This window comes from Kitasatospora sp. NPDC127067, from assembly GCF_042724755.1.
GTDB lineage: Bacteria > Actinomycetota > Actinomycetes > Streptomycetales > Streptomycetaceae > Kitasatospora > Kitasatospora lactacystinica.
The window spans coordinates 19,803-38,380 of the sequence record NZ_JBHXEM010000053.1; the positions used below are offsets into that span (position 1 = coordinate 19,803).

Annotated in this window: 20 protein-coding genes and 1 pseudogene; 14 read left to right on the top strand and 7 right to left on the bottom strand. The window is 70.0% G+C overall.

The window, feature by feature from the left end; all coding sequences use genetic code 11:
- Positions 1–36: 36 nt before the first annotated feature.
- On the bottom strand, positions 37–891 hold the full coding sequence (locus tag ACFWJ4_RS21665; RefSeq protein WP_380546136.1) for an IclR family transcriptional regulator: 855 nt from the start codon (positions 889–891) through the stop codon (positions 37–39).
- A gap of 109 nt (positions 892–1,000) precedes the next feature.
- On the bottom strand, positions 1,001–1,948 hold the full coding sequence (locus tag ACFWJ4_RS21670) for a zinc-binding alcohol dehydrogenase family protein (RefSeq protein ID WP_380546138.1): 948 nt from the start codon (positions 1,946–1,948) through the stop codon (positions 1,001–1,003).
- A gap of 902 nt (positions 1,949–2,850) precedes the next feature.
- Here ACFWJ4_RS21670 and ACFWJ4_RS21675 point away from each other — a divergent pair.
- The 9 genes from ACFWJ4_RS21675 (at position 2,851) to ACFWJ4_RS21715 (ending at position 9,757) form a co-directional block, all read left to right on the top strand.
- Positions 2,851–3,174, top strand: a complete 324-nt coding sequence (locus tag ACFWJ4_RS21675) for a transcriptional regulator (RefSeq protein ID WP_380546140.1) — start codon at positions 2,851–2,853, stop codon at positions 3,172–3,174.
- A 1-nt stretch (position 3,175) separates the two neighbouring features.
- Complete coding sequence (locus ACFWJ4_RS21680; RefSeq protein WP_380546142.1) at positions 3,176–4,225, top strand: hypothetical protein; 1,050 nt, start codon at positions 3,176–3,178, stop codon at positions 4,223–4,225.
- Positions 4,225–4,932, top strand: coding sequence for an ATP-binding protein (locus ACFWJ4_RS21685; RefSeq protein WP_380546144.1), 708 nt, complete (start codon positions 4,225–4,227; stop codon positions 4,930–4,932). The genes ACFWJ4_RS21680 and ACFWJ4_RS21685 overlap by 1 nt, the downstream gene beginning before the upstream one ends.
- 116 nt (positions 4,933–5,048) lie before the next feature.
- Positions 5,049–5,600 (top strand): WhiB family transcriptional regulator, encoded by a 552-nt coding sequence (locus ACFWJ4_RS21690; RefSeq protein ID WP_380546146.1) that lies wholly within the window; start codon positions 5,049–5,051, stop codon positions 5,598–5,600.
- A complete protein-coding gene (locus ACFWJ4_RS21695; protein ID WP_380546148.1) occupies positions 5,597–6,592 on the top strand; it encodes a DUF2637 domain-containing protein in 996 nt (331 codons plus the stop codon). The genes ACFWJ4_RS21690 and ACFWJ4_RS21695 overlap by 4 nt, the downstream gene beginning before the upstream one ends.
- A gap of 82 nt (positions 6,593–6,674) precedes the next feature.
- Positions 6,675–6,899, top strand: a complete 225-nt coding sequence (locus tag ACFWJ4_RS21700) for a hypothetical protein (RefSeq protein WP_380546150.1) — start codon at positions 6,675–6,677, stop codon at positions 6,897–6,899.
- Between the two features lie 254 nt (positions 6,900–7,153).
- Entirely contained in the window at positions 7,154–7,504 is a 351-nt protein-coding gene (locus tag ACFWJ4_RS21705; protein ID WP_380546152.1) for a MobC family plasmid mobilization relaxosome protein, read from the top strand.
- Complete coding sequence (locus ACFWJ4_RS21710; RefSeq protein WP_380546154.1) at positions 7,501–9,249, top strand: relaxase/mobilization nuclease domain-containing protein; 1,749 nt, start codon at positions 7,501–7,503, stop codon at positions 9,247–9,249. The genes ACFWJ4_RS21705 and ACFWJ4_RS21710 overlap by 4 nt, the downstream gene beginning before the upstream one ends.
- 118 nt (positions 9,250–9,367) lie before the next feature.
- The gene (locus ACFWJ4_RS21715) at positions 9,368–9,757 is read left to right on the top strand and encodes a hypothetical protein (RefSeq protein ID WP_380546156.1); all 390 of its coding nucleotides are present in this window, start codon (positions 9,368–9,370) and stop codon (positions 9,755–9,757) included.
- 103 nt (positions 9,758–9,860) lie between these two features.
- On the opposite strand, the gene ACFWJ4_RS21720 is transcribed toward ACFWJ4_RS21715, so the two are convergent.
- Complete coding sequence (locus ACFWJ4_RS21720) at positions 9,861–10,334, bottom strand: transposase (RefSeq protein ID WP_380546158.1); 474 nt, start codon at positions 10,332–10,334, stop codon at positions 9,861–9,863.
- Here ACFWJ4_RS21720 and ACFWJ4_RS21725 point away from each other — a divergent pair.
- Together ACFWJ4_RS21725 and ACFWJ4_RS21730 are read left to right on the top strand one after the other, a co-directional pair.
- On the top strand, positions 10,286–11,635 hold the full coding sequence (locus tag ACFWJ4_RS21725; protein WP_380546160.1) for an IS30 family transposase: 1,350 nt from the start codon (positions 10,286–10,288) through the stop codon (positions 11,633–11,635). The two genes, ACFWJ4_RS21720 and ACFWJ4_RS21725, sit on opposite strands and share 49 nt — an antisense overlap.
- Positions 11,616–11,972, top strand: coding sequence for a transposase (locus ACFWJ4_RS21730; protein ID WP_380546162.1), 357 nt, complete (start codon positions 11,616–11,618; stop codon positions 11,970–11,972). Before ACFWJ4_RS21725 ends, ACFWJ4_RS21730 begins: the two co-directional genes overlap by 20 nt.
- Positions 11,973–12,002: 30 nt before the next feature.
- Here the strand turns inward: ACFWJ4_RS21730 and ACFWJ4_RS21735 are convergent.
- Positions 12,003–12,857 (bottom strand): annotated as a pseudogene (locus tag ACFWJ4_RS21735) (IS481 family transposase); the annotation flags it as partial.
- A gap of 155 nt (positions 12,858–13,012) precedes the next feature.
- Positions 13,013–13,462 (bottom strand): hypothetical protein, encoded by a 450-nt coding sequence (locus ACFWJ4_RS21740; protein WP_380546164.1) that lies wholly within the window; start codon positions 13,460–13,462, stop codon positions 13,013–13,015.
- A gap of 261 nt (positions 13,463–13,723) precedes the next feature.
- On the opposite strand from ACFWJ4_RS21740, the gene ACFWJ4_RS21745 reads away from it, so the two are divergent.
- On the top strand, positions 13,724–15,433 hold the full coding sequence (locus tag ACFWJ4_RS21745) for an endonuclease/exonuclease/phosphatase family protein (protein ID WP_380546165.1): 1,710 nt from the start codon (positions 13,724–13,726) through the stop codon (positions 15,431–15,433).
- A 299-nt stretch (positions 15,434–15,732) separates the two neighbouring features.
- Positions 15,733–16,071 (top strand): hypothetical protein, encoded by a 339-nt coding sequence (locus ACFWJ4_RS21750; RefSeq protein WP_380546167.1) that lies wholly within the window; start codon positions 15,733–15,735, stop codon positions 16,069–16,071.
- Positions 16,072–16,081: 10 nt separating this feature from the next.
- Here the strand turns inward: ACFWJ4_RS21750 and ACFWJ4_RS21755 are convergent, their stop codons facing one another.
- Positions 16,082–16,813 carry a transposase gene (locus ACFWJ4_RS21755; RefSeq protein ID WP_380546214.1) on the bottom strand — a complete coding sequence of 244 codons (732 nt, stop codon included), beginning with the start codon at positions 16,811–16,813 and terminating at the stop codon, positions 16,082–16,084.
- Positions 16,814–16,901: 88 nt separating this feature from the next.
- On the opposite strand from ACFWJ4_RS21755, the gene ACFWJ4_RS21760 reads away from it, so the two are divergent.
- Positions 16,902–18,101: an IS110 family transposase gene (locus tag ACFWJ4_RS21760; RefSeq protein WP_380546169.1), complete on the top strand. Its 1,200-nt coding sequence runs from the start codon at positions 16,902–16,904 to the stop codon at positions 18,099–18,101.
- Between the two features lie 5 nt (positions 18,102–18,106).
- On the opposite strand, the gene ACFWJ4_RS21765 is transcribed toward ACFWJ4_RS21760, so the two are convergent.
- Complete coding sequence (locus ACFWJ4_RS21765; protein WP_380546171.1) at positions 18,107–18,526, bottom strand: transposase; 420 nt, start codon at positions 18,524–18,526, stop codon at positions 18,107–18,109.
- Between the last annotated feature and the right edge of the window lie 52 nt (positions 18,527–18,578).

Genomic DNA, 18,578 nt, shown 5'->3' on the forward strand with positions numbered 1-18,578 from the left:
CGGACGGCAGCGCTGGGCCGGTTCGGCGGCCGTGGGCTATATGGCGGCCGCGATTGGGCTCGTGGTCAGCTCGCTGATGCTCTCGGCTGCCTTGCGGGTGTGGTAGATCAACGGCCGCAGGTCGGCGGGCATTTCGGCGGAGCGCCGGAGCAAGAGGACGGAACCCATGATGGAGTCATGCCACAGGACCGGGGCGGAGACGGAGTCCCAGCCGGGCATGCACTCCTGGCGGCCGACTCCGAAGCCGATGTGGCGGATCTCGTCGAGGGACGCGTTGAGGGCGTCGTTGTCTCGGATCACGCCGGGGCCGGCGGTGGGCGGTACTTCCTCGGCGAGCACCAGTTGCTGGATGGTCTGGGGCAGGTAGGCGAGGATGACTCGTCCGGAGGCGCCGGTGCGTAGGGAGCGGGAGACGGAGACGACGTCTTCGGCGGACATGCCGACTTCGGCGGGGTCGATGTCGCCGATGACGTAGTCGGTGCACAGGCGCTTCGCGCCGCCGAAGGGGGAGAGCACGTAGAGCAGGGCGAGGCCGCCGGTGGCGGCGTGGAGCCGTTCGAGGATCGTGTGGGTGGAGGCGGCGCTGGGGGAGTGGGCCATGGCCTGGACGCCGGCTCGGGCGGTGCCGGTCCCGAGGCGGTAGCGGCCGCGGCCGACCTGTTCGAAGACGCCGTCGGTGACACCGGTTTTGAGGATCCGGTGGGTGGTGGCGTCGTCCAGCCCGGCGGTGGCGGCGATGGCGCGCAGCGAGTGCACCTCGCCGGGGAGCTGGGTGAAGGCCCGCTGGACGGCGAAGGCGCGGGCCGCAAGCGAGGACGGCGGCTTGCTCGGTGCGTCGTCCTGGTGGTGTGTGCGCACCGTGTCGGGCGCGGGTGTGGTGGTGCTCGTCATGTTCGGCTTCCGGGGGATCGTCGTGTCGTCCGGCGACGACGCGAGGGGGACGTTCCGCGGTAACCCGCCGGAGGCGGGCGTACGGGAGGACGGCCAGGCGGGCGGCCGGTCAGCGGGCGATGTCAAGGACGATCTTGCCGGTGGTGAGGCGGGCGCTGAGGTCGTGGTGGGCCTGACGGGCCTGGCCGAGCTTGTACACGGGGCCGTTGAGCGGCTTGAGCCAGCCTTCGGTGACCGCAGTGAACAGCGCGGACATCGAGTCGTTGAGGTGGGTGCGGGAGGGGTAGAGGTTCGGCAGCCAGAAGCCGCTGACCGCCTTCGACCCGGCGAGCAGGCTGGTGATGGGCACGAGGCCGTTCGCGCCGGTCACCGAGCCGAAGACGGCGAGGCGTCCGCGCGGGGTGAGGGCTGCGAGGGTGGCGTGGACGACGTCGCCGCCGGTCATCTCCATCGCGGCGGTGACGTGGCCGCCGGTGGCGTCGAGGATCCGCTCGGTGAGGTCCTCGGTGGTGGAGGAGTCGACGACGGCGTCTGCTCCCAGCTCCGTGGCGATCCGGCGCTTCTCCTCGCTGGAGGCCATGGCGACGACCTTGGCGCCGGCGTGCTTGGCGAGCTGGACGGCGAGCGAGCCGACGCCGCCCGCGGCGGCCGGGACGAGGACGGTGTCCCCGGCGGTGACCCGCAGGTCGGTGAAGAGCAGGTGCCAGGCGGTGTTGCCCTGGAGCGTGAGGGCGACGGCGTCGTGGTCGGCGATGCTGTCCGGTACCTCGAAGGCGAGCTTCCGGTGAACGACGGTGGTCTCGGCGTAGCCGCCACCGCGGCTGAGCGCGATGTAGCGGCGCCCGTCCTCGGCGATGCCGAGCACCTCGTTGCCCGGGACGAACGGGGCGGGCATGGGCGCGGGGTACGAGCCTTCGCGCAGGTGGACGTCGGCGTAGTTGACGCCGGCCAACCGGGTGCGCAGTCGAAGGTGGCCGGGGCGGCTCTCCGGCTCGGGCAGTTCGGTCGGCTCCAGGACCTCCGGGCCGCCGAACTCCCGGACGGCTATTGCGCGCATTTTTATCTCAGCCCCAAGTATTGTATGTCGGATTGTCGGTGAGTTCCCATCGGCGGGTCGCTCGGACAGCGAATATACCCGCCGCGGAACGCCGGATTCTGTTTGCGCATATAGGGGTCAGGTCCACTGCTGGGATGAATGTTCTCGGCGAGTGGTATTCGTCACGTGACGCTGAGTATCGATGCTCGGGTGCTTGCTCACTGTGAGGAGGCGGGGGAATTTTGCTACGTGTGACTGGATACGCTCCTTGCGGAGCGTTGCTTCGCGTCTCGCGAGAAGATCATTTCTCAGTCTCCGAAAAAGCCTTCGTTCTTCCCGCGTAGATACCCTTGATTTGTTGACCTGTATCCGGGTCGCTACTTAATGTCTCCCTGTCGCCGCAATCGCGGGCCGCCTGCTTGATGGAGAATTAGGTAATGGAGCTTCAGCTTCGTCCGGCTGTGATTCGGAGCCGGGCCAGTCGATGCTTCCGGGTGTCACGGCGAAGGCCAGAGTCACCGCGAGTGAGATCGGGCGCCCGCCCATTCCCTACGTACGGTGACCCCGGTTGTCGAAGGCCTGGGAACGGCGACCGGCTTCGGGTACTGACCGTCACGGCCGGAGGCCGCGTGCCTGCGGGCTCTGCCGGAGCCTCGACTGCGCACCGAAGAACGGGATGGATCTGTCAGCCGCGTTGCCCCTATGGTGCTGCTCCCGCCGCACGGTCGGCCGGCGGCCAGGGGAGGGCGGGCGGCTGAGCACCGGCCCTGCGGCCCCTCCACATGAGACCGGCGTCCGGGAGCTACCAACTCCTGGACGCCGGACCCGACGCCCCGAGGGGTGTCGATTCACTACCACGCGCGCAGCGGGACTTCTTCGCACGAGGACCGCCGCGCGCGCTCCTACGAAGCAGGGAGTATTGCATGCCCGCCGCACCCAGCGGAACCCTGGCCTGCCCGAACACGGACGCACGGCCACGCCTCGCCGCCAAGCTCGCGGACATGATCCCGGGCGCCGCCGCGGTCACCGTCGGCTTCACCGACCCGGTGACCCAGTGGCCCCACGCCTACGCCCGGGCGACCGACGCCGCGGGCCGCCCGATCCGGCTGAGCCCGGTCGCCAGAAGGGTCGTCGCGCGGTGGGTCGTGCGGGCCTACCCGGACGCCGACTGGACGCGCCCGCACATCCTCGACCTCGCGGACGGGCAACTCGCCGTCCGCACGGACAGCCTGGCCCGGGGGCGCTGACATGGCGCGAATACGGTCCGTCAAGCCGGAGACCTGGGTCTCCGAAACGCTGGCCGAGGTCTCCATCCCGGCGATGGTCACCTTCCTCGGCATGACCAACCACGCCGACGACCACGGCCGACACCGCGACAACGCGGCGATCGTCTACGGCCTGATCTGGCCGATGCGCGACGAGATCATCCGCGCGGACGTCGAGGACCACCTCCAGCAGCTCGCCGCCGTCGGTGCGGTGTGCCGGTACACCGGCTGCGACGGCCGCCGGTACTTCCACTACCCGACCTGGCGCAAGCACCAGAAGATCGACAAGCCGAGCCTGTCCCGGCTTCCCGCGTGCCCGCACTGCGAGCCCGAGCGGTGCGGCGTCTGCAAGGGTCCCTGCATTCAGCGGGCCACGCTCGCCAACACCCCGGGAGCCGCAGCTGAGAACGTCGCGAGCGCTCCCCGAGTGTTCGCCGAAGCGTCGGCGAACGCTCCAGTAGCCCTCGACCAGCCGCACGAGCCCTTCCCGGCGCCTTCCCCTCAGACGGCTCCCGCAGCTGCCGAAGCGGCAGCGCCGGCGAGCGGCGCCGAGCGCAAGCCAGTACCGGCTCCCCGGAAAGCCGCAGGTCAGGCGGCATTCGGCGAATCCTCCCCGAAGTCTCGCCGAGACCTCCCGGAACCCTCGGCGCCTGGATCTAGGATCTTGGATCCTGGATCTTCTTTCCCTAGGGGGCGCGAGGCGCCCGACGCGGACGCCGTCTCGGCGAACCACCTGATCGGCGAGTACATCGCCGCCTGCGCCGAGCGCCCGCCGGGCAGCGTGCTCGGCCACCTCGGCAAGACCGTCAAGACCCTGCTGGACGAGGGCATCGCCGCCGAGCACGTCCGCGCTGGACTGCGGCGGTACACCGAGATCCAGGGCCACCCGTCCCGGCTGCCGAGCCTGGTCAACGACGCCATGAACGCACGGGGCACCGGTTTGGCCCGGCCGGGAATCCGGCCTAACGTGCCCGCCCACCAGGCATGGACCAACCCGGTCGACGCCGTCGCCGCTTACGCCGAGGAGCTGTGATGCGCACCCACCGCGACCCGCAGACCCTCGCCGACGCCCCCTCGGTGCTCGACCGGATGGCCCGCATCCTCGCCGCCCGGGGAATCGACCAGCACGCGGTCGACGCCCACCCGGACGAGCCGGAGCCGTACTCGGCGGAGGAAGCGCTGGCCGCCGGGCTGCCGCCGCGCTACCGCGACGCACTCGCCCAGCACCCGCAGGTCCTCGCCTGGGTGCGGCAGGTAGCCACCCAGGCCGCCGCCCCCAGCCTCGGCGCCCGCCGCCAGGTCACCACCGGCCCCAGCCTCCTGATGGCCGGAGTCGTCGGCGCCGGCAAGACCCACGAGGCCTACGGCGCCGTCCGCGCCCTCGTCCAGGCCGGCATCGGAGTGCGCTGGCGCGCCACCACCGCCGCCGACCTCTACGCCGAACTGCGCCCCAGCGCGGACACCGACGCCGAGCGGGTCCTCGCGACCTACAGCCGGGTGCCGCTGCTGCTCCTCGACGACCTCGGCGCCGCCAAGTCGAGCGAGTTCGTCGAAGAGCAGACCTACCGGCTGATCAACCGCCGCTACAACCACATGCTCCCGACCCTGATCACCACCAACCTGCCGATCAAGGACCTCCGAACCTGCCTCGGTGACCGCGTCACCTCCCGGCTCGCCCAGATGACCACCCGGGTCAGCTTCGAGCCGGTCGACCGCAGACGCCTCCCGCGCGCCGCCTGAGCCGCCGCCGCGCCCGGCCGCCCGCAACCACGGCGAGCCGCCCACCCTTCACCGACCCAGCGCACCTCTCCGCCGACGCCACCCGTGCGCGCGAAGAGCGATCGGAGTACACCCGCATGACCACCACGACCAGCCCTGCCCGCCACCGCACCCTCGGCGACCACACCTGGCAGGACCAGGCCGTCTGCACCCCGACCGAGTACAACCCCGTCGACCCGGAGACCTTCTTCCCCGGGCCGGAGGAGGCCGACAAGATCGCCACCGCGAAGGGCCTGTGCGCCCAGTGCCCGGTCGCCCGAGCCTGCCTGGACGCCGCCCTCGAAACCGGCGACACCCACGGCATACGAGGCGGCCTCACCGAGGAGGAACGCGAACCCCTGCACACCAGGATCAACGACCGCCTCGACTACAGCCGCGTCAACGACACCCTCGCCGGACGCGACATCCACCTCACCCGCGCCGAACGCCGCGCCGTCGTCCTCGCGGGCTACCGCCAGGACGTCCCCGTCGAACGCCTCGCCTGGCTCCTCAAGATCACCGAAGAGCATGCCCTCAAGCTCTATCGCGAAACCCGCCGAGCCATCCGCCACCGGCAGATCGCCGAGGACGCCGCCCGCACCGCCGCCGGCGACCAGCTGAACCGCGACGCCTACGGGACGGCCGCATGAGCACCACCACCGCGACCACCGCCCACGTCACCGGTTGGGACCGGACCGTCGTCATCGCCCTCGGTACCGCCGGCTGCGCGCTCTCCTACGACGCTCTCCAGCAGATGGCCGTCGCTGTCCACGTCCGAGGCCTCCTCACCTACCTCTTCCCCCTCGTCATCGACGGCTTCATCGCCTACGGCGTCCGCGCCCTGCTGGTCCTGCGCGACGCTCCGCTGCGCGCCCGCGCCTACGTCTGGCTGCTCTTCGGCGCGGCTACCGGGGCGAGCCTGTGGGCCAACGCCCTGCACGCGATCCGGCTGAACCAACTGCACGCCGGAGACGGAGGCCTGCGGCTGGGTGACACGGTGGTCGCGGTGCTCTCCACCATCGCCCCGCTCGCTCTGGCCGGCGCCGTCCACCTCTACATCCTCATCGCCCGCGGGCCGGTCAGTCCGGCTGACCCGGACAGCCGCAGTGACCGAACGGCCGACCTCGGGCAGCGCACCGCAGAAGCTGACCCGACCGAGCGACCGGCGGGGTTGACCGGCGGTCAGGACAGCGGTGGTCACTCCGCTGCCGGTCAGCCGGTCAGCCGTCCGGTCACCATGCCGAGGCCGCAGCCACGGTTGACCCCGGTCAGCCTGACCAAGCCCTCTGACGTGGGCGGTCACCCGGTCACCCCCCGGCCGGTCACTGACCGACCGGCAGCTGAGCCGCCGGCCACCGCACCGCAGGTCAGCCCCACCGAGACCATCGGTCAGCCGGTCAAGCCCCTGGTCCCCGCACCGCAGGTCGCTGACCGGGATGGTGACCGCCGCCCTGACCTGGAAACCGAGGACCTGCTGAAGATTGCACGGCAGGCGGTCAGGGAGGAGGACAAGCTGACCCGCAAGGTGGTCGCCCAGGCGATCCGAGGTCAGCAGATCCCGCTGTCCAGCGACACCTTGACCCACCTGATGGCCCAGCTTCGCGCCCAGCACGGTCAGCCGGTCACTGCCAGCCGGGACTGACCGACACGCACCGCCGGGGTGACCGCCCAGGTCACCCCAGCGGTGCCCCCACCCGAACCACCGCCGAACGGAAGCACCCACCATGCGCACCACCCCCGCCACTTGGGCCGAGGCGGACGCCTGGCTCGCCGTCCTGCACCAGCGCGGCCACCTCCATCACGTCGAAACCGGCCCCGACGGCAACCGCAGCGTCCAGCGCGACCGGCACTCCATTCCCTGGGCCCTCCACCACCCCGTCCTCGCCCTCGACTTCATCGAGGACCTCCTCCTCGACATTCGCCAGCGCGACGCCGAGGCCAGCCGGTGACCAGCTCTGACCAGGACAGCACCACGCAGGGACCGAAGAGCGACCACGATCAGGCTCCTGGCGGAGCAAGTTGTGGGGTAAGGAGTCCTTACCCCGCCTGCGCCCCGAACGGAGCGCAGGTACCCCGGTCGGTGGCAGACCCAGGGGGGCCTGCCGCCGACCGGGGAGTCGGCCCAGGGGAGCCGACCACAGGGGAGGACGAGCAGCGGCCGACCATCGCCCGCACCCCAGCGCGCCGACGCTTTCGCCAGAGCGTGCCGCGCACCAACCGCATCTGCCCCCGCTTCAGCGACCCCGAGTGGGCCCTCCTCCAGCGCGCCGCCGCCCGAGCCGACCTTACTCCCGGCGGCTACACCGCTGCAGCCGCGGTGGCCGCCGCCACCAGCACCGACCCCAGCGCCGCCGTCGCCGACTACCGGCGCGGCATCCAGGAACTCATGGAGTCCAACCGCCAGCTCGGCGCCGTCGGCAACAACCTCAACCAGCTGGCCCACTACGCGAACGCCGGCGGCCAGCCGGGCGCCGAGCTCCGCCAGCTCCTGGCCCGCGTCGAAGCGTCCATCGACGCGGTCGACGACGCCGTCGACTGGCTCATCCGCCGGTGATCCCCAAGATCCGCACCGGCACCGACCGCGCCTTCCCCCTCATTGACTACCTCTTCGGCCCTGGCAAACACGAAGAGCACACCGACCAGCACCTCATTGCCTCCTGGAACGGCTTCGCCCCCGACCCGGGCCCCAACCCGGAGCGCCACCAAGTCGCCAAGCTCGCCAACCAGCTCGACCAGCCCGTCAAGGCCCTCGGAAAGCAGGCACCGGCCACCAGGATCTGGCACTGCTCACTGCGCACCGCCCCCGGCGACCGGCACCTCGACGACGCCGAGTGGGCCACCATCGCCCGGCGCATCGTCCACGCCACCGGCATCGCCCCCGAAGGCGACACCGCAGCCTGTCGCTGGATCGCCGTCCGCCACGCCAGCGACCACATCCACATCGCCGCCACCCTGGTGCGCCAGGACGGCCGCCTTGCCGGCCTCAGCTTCGACAAGCGCAAGGCCCAAGCCGAAGCCCGCCTCATCGAGAAGGAGTACGGCCTGCGCCGACTCAAGCCCGGCGACGGCACTGCCGCCAAGAACCCCACCAGCCAGGAACACTTCAAGGCCGAACGCACCGGCCGCACCGAACCCCCACGCGAAACCCTGCGCGAAGCCGTCCGCCAAGCCCTCGCCGGAGCCGACACCGAGCAGGAGTTCTTCACCCGCCTACGCGAAGCCGGCTTGCGCGTAAAGCTCCGCCATCTGCCATCCGGTGATCTCCTCGGCTACAACGTCGCCCTGCCCGGCGACCGCAGCCGTACCGGTGAGCCCATCTGGTTCTCCGGGTCCAAGCTCGCCCCCGACCTCTCGCTGCCCCGAATCCGCCGCCGCCTCGACGCCGTACCCGCCACCGGAACCCCGGAGCCGGACGACCGCCCGGCCCGCGCCGACCGTTCCGCTCCCGCCCGCCGCCGCCGGGACGCCGCCGGCATCGCCGAGCGCACCGTCGCCGTCCTCGACCAGGACAACGACGAAGCCGCCGCCCACCTCACCGGTGCCGGCGAACTCCTCGACGCCCTCGCCCAGACCTCCCCGGCCGCCACCCGCGCCGAACTCCGAGAAGCCGCCCGCGCCTTCGAGCGCGCCACCCGCAGCCACGTCCGCGCCGAGAACACCGACATCCGCGCCCTGCGCTCCGCCGCCCGCGGCATCGTCCAGGCTGGAGGAGCGCTTGGCCGGGGCGAGGACGGCGGCGCCACCGCCATGGTCCTGTCCACCCTCGTTCTGGTCACCCTGGCCGCCGCCCGCTGGCACTCCGCCCGCGGCCATGCCCAGCAGGCCGCCGCCTCCCGTCAGGCCGCCCACCACTTGCGTACGGCCTACCAGCAGGCCGCCGCCACCCCGATGCGCACGATGCGCGAAGCAGGCCGAGCCCTGCCGGAGGCCGACCGCCGCCGCCACGACACCACCATCCACACCGTCCTCGACAGCGACCGGCGGCCGTCGGCACGGGGCAGCGACCACGATGCCCTGGCCGCGGTCCTCGCCGAAGCCGAGAAGGCCGGCCACGACCCGAAGGCCCTGCTGGAGGAAGCCTCCTCCTGGCGCGAACTCGACACCGCCCACAGCCGCGACGACGTCCTGGTCTGGCGCATCCGCCGCATCGCCGACCTTCCCGCGAGCCCCGAGCCCCCGCACCAGGCCCCGGCAACCACCAGGAACGGCGCGAAGCCGGGCCGTCCCGCACAGCGCCCCGCCCCGCCGACACCGGCCCAGCCCGCGACCGACCCGCACCCTCCGGCCCCGCGCCGCTGACCCCGCCGGGTCCCGGCGAACACCGGGCCCAGCCCGCCGGGCCCGGCGGGCACAAACCCCCTCGACACCCGGTCCCACCAGGTGTTACGCAAGAACCTGAGCACCGAACGGAGAGCCCATGACCAGAACCGACGAGCGCACCACCACCCCGAACCCGACCACCACCCCGGCCGCCTCCGACCCCCTCCTGCAGCTGGAGTACGACAGCCGACCCCCGAGCGGCCCGGACGCGGTGCGCCTCGTGAAGTGCCCCACCGAACTGACGCTCCGCGGAATGCCCGTCATCTGCCCCACCTGCCGAGCGGGCCGGGACTGGCTGCTGATCAACTACCGTCGCCACGTCTGGATCGGCTGCCGCTGCGGCACGGAGTGGCTGGAGCCGGACATCACCCGCCGAGACTTCGATGCGATGATCGCCGACCCCACGTGGACGCATTACCGCACCCTCGACGAGGCCTGCGCCGTCCTGGGATTCGACGGGCTCTTCGCTGGGCTCTACCTGGAGTAACGAGCAGTACTGCATCGGATTGCAGCATGCGGCATCGCGCAAGAACCGCCGTGACCAGGGACTCTATCGGCGTGAGCTTCCCCCGCTGCGCGGGAGGTGCTGATTACCTGGTCAGGACAGGTGTGGGTGGTTCGATGGCCACCGGTTCGGCCGTCGCCTGGTCGGCGTAGTACTTCGCCTCGTACTCGTCCGGGCTGAGCCAGCCCAGGCGCTTCTGGATGCGGCGGGTGTTGTACCAGCCGTCGATGTAGGCGAACAGCACGAGGTCGGGGTCGGTCCGGGTGGTGAAGGTCGTGCGGCGCACGCACTCGGTCTTCAGGACGCTCCAGAAGTTCTCCGCCAGGGCGTTGTCGAACGAGTCGCCCACGCTTCCCATGCTCGGCTCGATTCCCGCCTTCAGCAGGCGAGTTGTGAGCTTGATGGACGTGTACTGGGTGGATTCAACCGGTCGTCGCAACACCTCGATTGTGGAGGTGTCGGGTGGGACGACCTGTGGGGTGGGCGACGAAGGTGACGGGGCGTCCGGCGATGCGTTCGCCGGGTCGGCCGCCGGTGCGTCGGGACGTGGAACGCGCATTCTGGTTGAAGATCGCGCAGGGGCTCACGAGCGAGGATGCCGCGCTGGCATGCGGGGTGTCCGGACCGGTCGGTTCGCGGTGGTTCCGCGATCGTGGCGGGATGCCTTCGATCCAGCTCAGCCCGTTGTCAGGTCGGTATCTGTCGTTCGCCGAGCGCGAGGAGATCGCCCTGCTGAGGGCCCAGGACACCGGTGTGAGGGAGATCGCCCGCAGGCTGGGGCGCTCACCGTCGACGATATCTCGCGAGCTGCGACGCAACGCTGGCACGAGGTGCGGGCGGCTCCACTACCGGGCCTCGATCGCGCAATGGAAGGCCGAGCTGGCGGCAGGCCGGCCGAAGACGGCGAAGCTCGCGGCCGACGAGCGGCTGCGTGCGTACGTGCAGGATCGGCTGGCCGGTGTGATCCAAGCTCCGGACGGCAGGCCGTCGCCGGGCCCGGCGACGCAGGAGTGGAAGGGGCGGAACAAGCCCCGCCGCCAGGACCGGTGTTGGGCGACCGCATGGAGTCCGGAGCAGATAGCCAAGCGGTTGCCGGTCGACTATCCGGACGATGAGTCCATGCGGATCTCGCACGAGGCGATCTACCAGGCCCTCTACGTCCAGGGCCGCGGCGCGCTCGACCGCGAACTGGTCGCGTGCCTGCGGACAGGCCGTGCCCTGCGGATTCCGCGCTCGCGCGCCCGCCGGAAGGCGTCCGGTCACGTCACGCCCGACGTGATGATCGGCGAGCGTCCCTCCGAGGTCGAGACCCGGGCCGTCGCGGGCCACTGGGAAGGCGATCTGATCATCGGGACGAACCGGTCCGCCATCGGCACGCTCGTGGAGCGCGCGACAAGGTTCACCATCCTGGTCCACCTGCCGCGAATGGAAGGCTACGGCGTCGAGCCACGGGTGAAGAACGGCCCCGCGCTGGCCGGCTACGGCGCCGAGGCGATGCGCGAGGCCCTGACGGCCCAAATGACCAAAATCCCACAGCAGTTGCGTCGATCACTGACCTGGGACCGAGGGAAGGAGCTCGCCCAGCACGCCCAGTTGAAGGCCGACACCGGTATCGCCGTCTACTTCGCCGACCCGCACAGCCCCTGGCAGCGCGGCACGAACGAGAACACGAACGGGCTGCTGCGGCAGTACTTCCCGAAGGGCACGGATCTGGCCCGCTGGACCGCCCACGACCTCGCAGCCGTCGCTGGGGCACTCAACACCCGGCCGCGGAAGACACTCGGCTGGAGAACGCCTGCGGAGGCACTCGACGATCAGCTACTCTCGCTCCAAGTCAGCGGTGTTGCAACGACCCCTTGAGCCCGGTCAGTACACGTCCATCAAGCTCACAACTCGCCTGCTGAAGGCGGGAATCGAGCCGAGCATGGGAAGCGTGGGCGACTCGTTCGACAACGCCCTGGCGGAGAACTTCTGGAGCGTCCTGAAGACCGAGTGCGTGCGCCGCACGACCTTCACCACCCGGACCGACGCCGACCTCGTGCTGTTCGCCTACATCGACGGCTGGTACAACACCCGCCGCATCCAGAAGCGCCTGGGCTGGCTCAGCCCGGACGAGTACGAGGCGAAGTACTACGCCGACCAGGCGACGGCCGAACCGGTGGCCATCGAACCACCCACACCCGTCCTGACCAGGTAATCAGCACCTCCCGCGCAGCGGGGGAAGCTCAGGGTAAGCATCGCGGCGTTCCCGCTCGGTTCGGTAGGGCCTGGCGTAGGCCCACTCGTCGAGCAGGGTGCGGTTGAAGCGTTCGACCTTGCCGTTGGTCTGCGGCCTGTAGGGACGGGTTCGCTTGTGCGCGATGCCCTCGGCTCCGAGGGCATCGCGCCAGGCATGTGACTTGTAGCAGGAGCCGTTGTCGGTCAGCACGCGTTGGACGGTGATTCTGGCCCGGGCGAAGAACTCGTTCGCCCGGGCCCAGAACGCCGTGGCGGTCTCCTTGCGCTCGTCGGGCAGGATCTCGCTGTAGGCCGGGCGGGAGTGGTCGTCGACGGCGTTGTGCAGGTAGCTGTAGCCGGCCCCGGAGCGGTTCTTGCGGCCGGCCTGGCGTCCGAGGGCCTGGTGGCCGCCGCCGTCCGGGATGTTGCCGAGCTTCTTGATGTCAACGTGGACCAACTCGCCTGGTGCGCAACGCTCGTAGCGGCGCACGGATCGGCCGGTCGCGCGGTCCAGGTGTGCCAGGCGGGCCATCCGGTAGCGGGTCAGGACGCGGTGGACGGTGGCCGGGTTCAGCCACAGGAGGTAGGCGATGCGGGCGGGTCCCCAGCGGCGCAGGACGCGGACCTTGATGATCCGGCGCTCGGTTCGGGTCGGCGTCCGGTGGGGGCTGCGGTGCGGTCGGCTGGAGAGGTCGCTCATGCCGGCCTCGCCGAGCGTGCGGTAGCGGTCCGCCCAGCGCTTGGCCGTGGTGGGCGAGACCTGGAAGCGTTCGGCGGCCCGGCGGAGGGGCCAGCCGTCCTCGACCACGCAGTGGGCCAGGCGCAGGCGTCCGGTCTCGGTCAGCGGTGCGTTACGGTGTGGCATGAGGGCCTTTCTGGCGCTGGGGTAGATGTCGCAATCCACACCTGGCCAGAAGGCCCTCACTCATTTCAAGATCACCTGGCCGTGAGCCCTGTCCCAACCTCCGTGGTCAGGACAGCTAGCCCACGGTGGGGTGGATGGATCACCGCAGGCGTCGGCTACTGGGTTCGGCAGTCGATGCTCTGCAGGCGCTCGGCGGAGACAAGGTCGTACTTCTGGGTGTCGTCGTTCCACGTCCAATAGGCCGTGGTGTACTTGCCGTACTGGATTCCGGTCAGGTAGTTGGCGCCGTTCTTCGCCCACTGCCACTGCTGGTCGACGAGGCCGTCACGCCAGTTGTCGGGGTTGGGCGTCTTGGTGTAGAGGCCGTACCAGTCTTTCTCGGTGAAGCGCTCGCCGGCGTAGCCGATCTGGATGTAGTAGTTGCGGCAGGTCAGCGGGTCGACCCGGGGGTCGGAGGACCATCCGTTGGGGTCGCCCGGGTCCGCCTGCGCGGTGGCGGCCGGGGCGGCCTTGAGGGCGGGGGTGTGAGCGGACGCGGTGGCCGCACCACCCGTCAGACCGAGCAGCGCGCACGCTGCCACGGTCAGGGCCAAGCTCTTGCGCATTTCTCCTCCTGGAGGTTGGTGTACGGACTTTAGAATGTATCCAACAGGGATGATGCGGTCTATCCTCTGAAAGGGTGAGAGAAAGATTGTGTGCCATCATTTGAGAGGAATTATCCAGCCACTCGAAGTTGATCATACTGTCCGTATGTAAATAATCTGGTTGGCACCTTCTGTGCTGGCGGGCTCCTGACTCGGTGCAGCTCGCCGACAATTCGCGCGTCCGAGTGATGTGATCGTCAGGCCGAACTCCGGGTGTGGCGAATGGTTTTGCACAAGGAGGTGGGCGCCCCTTGTGTCGCCCTTACTGTTCGTTCACCTCCCACCTGGGCTTCCTTCTGGCGGGGCGCGGGATGGCATCGCAGGTCCCGGCGCGCCTCCTGTAGCGCAGATTGGAAGCGGGCACAATTCCATCAGTCGCCACACGAGCGGAACGCCACCTACCCGGAGTGCACCATGGCAGAAGATGCACGCCTGTCTCTGTTTTCCCGAGACCCCTACCCGCCAGGCCAGACCATCCTGGCCTTCTACGAGGTCGCCAAGCCCGGCGACAACCGCGTCGGACTGTACCGCGAAGGGGAGGAAAATCCCGTCCGCTTCACCACCTTCCGATACGCACCCGGACGGGCCGGCGTGGTGCGCTTCCCGGGCACCTCGACCGGGAAGAAGGCCCTGCCGCCGGGGCAGTACACCTTGCGCCTGATCCGCTACGAGGCTGCGGAGAACCCGGCCGACGACAAGGCGGAGGTGCTGTGCGACCCGGTCGCCTTCAGGATCGCGGACCGCCCCTACTTCCTGGCCGATTCCGTCACGGAGGCTCCCGTTGTGGCCGGGCAGGACGTCGCCTTCTCCCTCGCGGGGATCGTGGAGTGCGACGAAGCCCGCGAGGTCGAGTTCGTCAAACTCTCCGGCGACGATTGGCTGCAGGTGTCAGCCGAGGGGGACGTCACCGGTGCTGCGCCGGGCGGGGCCGGCGCGGCCGACGGACTCGTCGTGGTCGCCGCCCGGTACAAGGGAAGCGGCGGCCAGGGATCCGGCGCGTCCGCGGCGGTGCGCGTGCCCGTCTACGCGCCCGGTACTGCGCCGACCGACCACCTGCGCGTGGCCACCATGAACCTGTGGGTGGACCTCGCCTGGTCCCACAACGGCATCAGCAAGGTCCTGCGGACACTGCTGGAGCACGATGTCGACATCGCCGGCTTCCAGGAGGTCAAGGCGGACAGGGCGCCGACGGTGAAGACCCTTGCGGCCCGGTTGGGCTGGGAGTACCGCCAGCTGGGCGATGTCGGCCTTGTCAGCCGCTACCCCATCCAACCCGCTGTCACCGACCCCGAACTCACCGGGCCCCTGCGCGTGAAGGTCGCGGTCGGGGACCTTACCGTCCAGTTCGTCGCCCTCCACCTCGACTACACGTTCTACGGTCCCGACAAGGCGCCGCCCGGGCGCCGGGTGTTCACCGACGACGTTCGCAAGGAGGAGACGGCCTCGCGGCGAACAGCAGAGATCAAGGACGTCCTCAAGGCCCTGTCCGACGACCTGAAGGGCACGGACACCAGTCCCATCGTGGCACTCGGCGACTTCAACTGCCCCTCCCACCGCGACTGGACCTCCAACACCGCCCCGGACCCCCGGAACTGGCCGGTCACACAGCTCCTAGAGGACGCGCGGTTCACCGACTCCTACCGCGCACTCCACCCCGACCCTGTCTCCCACCCCGGAATCACCTGGTCGCCGAACACCTTCTGGCGCCCCGAACTGGCAAGCACCGAACCCCAGGACCGCATCGACTTCATTTTCCACCGGGGCCGCCGGCTGCGACCGATCGACTCCCGCCCGGTCGCGCCTGGCACCCAGGACCCGGGCGCCAAGCACCCGGCCTGGGAGAGAAGCCCCGGCGAGGACCAGTACATGTACAACGAATGGCCCTCCGATCACGCCGCCGTGATCACCACCTATCAGATCCTCCCGTCCTGACCCCTTTCTGCGGCCCGGTCCTGCCACCGGCCACCGCGACCGGCTGAACGCCGGCGGCCTGCGGATCCCGCAGGCCGCTGTGGGTCGGCCGAGTACCCGCCCAGCCTCCGAGCCACCCGCGCCGGCCATCGGCCGCAGGCGATCCCGTCCTGATGCGGAGAGTTTCATCCGCACACTAACTGTTGAAGGAATGAACGATGCGGACAATTCTGGCCCTGGCAGCGGCGCCATGCGCGCTGGTCGGTCTGCTCGGCGGCGCGGCCACCGCGTTGGCCCAGCCACCCGCCCCGAAGGCCCTCATGGCGTCCGAAACTCCGAACGGCCCCGACGCCATGAGGAGCGATCCGCGCCTCGACCCGCTAGCCTGCCGCAACTACAACATCCAGATCAGCTACACCGGCGAGCCCATCGGCCAGAAGGACTGGTACGGCCTGTACTCCAAAGCCCCCGACCCCCGTGACTGGAAGGACGGTCTGGTCCCGCACCAGTGGCAGTGGGCCGAAACCAGCAGCACCTACCAGTCCGAGGCCCAGCATGGCACCTACGCCGCGGCCTACTGGACCTGGAACGAGAGCACGCAACGCTACGACCTGGTCGCCGCCAAGCCGCTGATCGGAATCGACTGCCGGAGCTACTGACTTCGGCTGGTCAGGGTGGGCTGGACTGTCGAGGGTGAGGCCGGTTCCGGCTATGAAGCTGTTGAGGGTTTCGGGTCGGTATTGGAGGCCGTTTGTTGCGGTTGCGGACGAGGGTCTCCAGTCGATCCAGGGCGACGACGGCGAGGTTGGCAAGGCTGCGCATGACGTGGGCCCACACACCTTCGACCGGATTGAGGCCGGATAAGTAGGCGGGCAGCAGGAACACCGTCAGCCAGTCCCGATCGTCGATTATCTGGAGCATTTTGCGGGAGACGTGGGTGTTCAGGAGGTCCCAGACCAGCACGAGTGGCGCCCTGGCGAGCTGGCGAACGCCGTCGAGCAGAGCGATGAAGTCGTTCTCGCCCATGCTGCGGCGTTCACTGCGGCCTGCCGGATGGGCGAGGAGGCGGTAGGACAGGATGGTGCGGGAGTTGGGCCGTATCGCGATCAGGCCGGCCACTGACAGTCGCTCCGAGCGGCGTCCGCTGACCGTCACGACCGGGGTGCGGCCTCGCCGGCCCCAGGTTCGTCCCTTCGGCGGTCTGCGGGTGAAGCCTGCCTCGTCCTCGAAGCAGATGTAGCCCCCGCAGGCCGCCCTCGCTCTCTTACCTCGTCCCAGGTCGCCTCCGTAAGGTGTTGTCCGGCCCGGGAGGGCCGGGTGTGGCTCAGGTCGCCTTGTCCTCAGTGGCTCGGAAGGAGTGGCCGCCCGGCTCTTCGGGGCGCCCTGGCTGCTGATTGAGATGTGCGCGCTTCGTGCGGTCGCTGATTACGGAGACGACAGCGGGGTGTTCCTCGGGCCAACGCGATGCCGGTACGTTCGAGGAGGGTGTGTGAGCGAGCGAAGGGCCCATGTCTGGGCCGGTGTTGACGCAGGCAAGGGCCACCACTGGGCAGCCGTGGTCGACGAGGACGGCGCCACGCTGTGGTCGAAGAAGATCGACAACGACGAGACCGCGATCCTGACCGCGCTCGGCGAGATCCTCCCCCTGGCCGATCAGGTCCACTGGGCGGTGGACATCTCCGGAACATCCTCCGCGCTGCTGCTGGCGCTGCTCGCGGCCCACGGCCAGCGAGCCGTCTACGTACCGGGACGAACCGTCAACCGCATGGCCGGCGCTTACCGGGGCGAGGCGAAGACCGACGCCCGCGACGCCTACGTCATCGCCGAAACCGCCCGCCACCGCCGGGACTTCACCACCACCGAGGTGTCCGCCCAGCTGGCCGCCGACCTCGCCTTGCTGACTGCCCACCGCTCAGATCTGGTCGCCGACCGGGTGCGGATGATCAACCGGCTCCGAGATGTGCTGACCGGCGTCTTCCCCGCTCTGGAGCGGGCATTCGACTACTCCGCGTACAAGGGCGCCCTGGTCCTGCTGACCGGCTACCAGGCCCCCGCCGCGCTCCGTCGCCGCGGCCGGGCACGCCTCACGGCCTGGCTGGCCAACCGCGGCGTCCGCGGCGCCGACGCCGTGGCGGCCACCGCGCTGGAGGCCGCCGCCGCCCAGCACACCGTGCTGCCCGGCGAGGACGTCGCCGCCGCAATCGTCGCAGACCTGGCCACGCAGATCCTGGCCCTGGACGACCGGCTCAAGCGGATCGACAAACAGGTCCGCGACACCTTCCACGCCCACCCGCAGGCCGAGATCATCGAGTCCCTGCCCGGAATCGGGCCGATACTCGGTGCCGAGCTCATCGTCGCCGCCGGCGACCTGACGGCCTACGCGGACGCCGGCCATCTGGCCTCGGCGGCCGGGCTCGTGCCCGTCCCCCGCGACTCCGGACGCCGCACCGGCAACTTACACCGACCCAAACGCTACAGCCGCCGGCTGCGACGGGTCTTCTACCTGTCCGCGCAGACCAGCATCATCAAGGACGGCCCCAACCGGGACTTCTACCTCAAGAAGCGGGGCGAGGGCTGCAAGCACGTCCAGGCAGTCATCGCCCTGGCCCGACGACGGGTGAGCGTCCTGTGGGCCCTCCTGCGCGACAACCGGACCTTCACCCCCGATCCCGTTGCGCAGACGGCTTGACTCGGTCATTGAGACTCCTTCCGCGCGGTGACGGCCTGCTCGTCGGGCTCGGCGACCCGCCGCGCGGGGACCTGTGGGCTGAAGCCGACCCGGTGCATCAGCCTCCTGGCGCCCGAGACGCTGTAGGAGACGTGGAACTTCCGGCCGATCAGCGTGGCCACCCGCGCACCGGTCCACACCTGGTCCTCCACCCAGCCGTGCGCGGCCGGACCCTGCTCCAGAAACATCGCGAGCTTCTCCAGGCAATGTGGCGACAGGCGGCACCGCGACCCGATTGGGCCGCGAGAGGCCATCGCCTGTATCCCGCCCTCCCGCCACAACTGGTGCCACTGGTAGGCCGACTTCGGGCTCACCTGCAGCCGTCGCGCGACCTCCGACGGCTTGACGCTCTGCTCGAACAGCTCGGCCGCCTGGATCTGTACCACTTCCCGACGTTCACGTCCCACGGCGGTCAGCCCGCCCCCATCCGCATATCTC